This window comes from Mycobacterium helveticum (assembly GCF_007714205.1).
Lineage (GTDB): Bacteria > Actinomycetota > Actinomycetes > Mycobacteriales > Mycobacteriaceae > Mycobacterium > Mycobacterium helveticum.
The window spans coordinates 1-681 of the sequence record NZ_VMQU01000337.1 but is presented as its reverse complement, the minus strand read 5'-3'; the positions used below and the strand labels follow the sequence as shown (position 1 = coordinate 681).

Sequence of the window (681 nt, the reverse complement as noted above, 5' to 3'; positions counted from 1 at the left end):
CCCCAGCCCAGCGAGATCGCCGGCAGGCCATGAGCCCGCCGGTGCGCGGCCAACCCATCCAGGAACGCGTTGGCCGCACCGTAGTTGCCCTGCCCCGAAGACCCCACCAGCGCCGCCATCGACGAAAACAGCACAAACGCCGACACATCCAGATCACGGGTCAACTCGTGCAGATTCCACGCCGCATCCACCTTGGCCCGCAACACCGCATCCACACGCTCGGGCGTCAACGACGTCACCACCGCATCATCGAGCACCCCGGCGGCGTGAATGACGGCCGAAAGCGGATGCTGCACCCCAATATCGGCGATCACCTTGGCCAACGCCTCACGATCGGCCGCATCACAGGCCACCACCTGCACCCCGGCCCCGGCCGCCCGCAACTCGGCCACCAACTCCGCGGCCCCCGGCGCCTCGGGCCCACGCCGGCTCACCAACACCAGGTTGCGCACCCCGTGCCGCGCCACCACATGACGCGCCAGCGCCGACCCCACCATCCCCGTCCCACCGGTGACCAACACCGTGCCGGCACCCAGCGCGCCACCAGGCCCGAAAGGCAACGTCATCACGACCTTGCCGACATGACGCGCCTGGCTCAAATACCGCAACGCCGCCGGCGCGCGCCGCACGTCAAACGTCGTCACCGGCAACGGCCGCAACACCCCCGCCTCGAACAACTCG

General features: G+C 69.6%; 1 protein-coding gene. It reads right to left on the bottom strand.

The features are described from left to right. Nucleotides 1-681 (bottom strand): beta-ketoacyl reductase (locus tag FPZ47_RS27805; protein ID WP_144957542.1); only part of this gene is annotated, 681 nt, incomplete at both ends.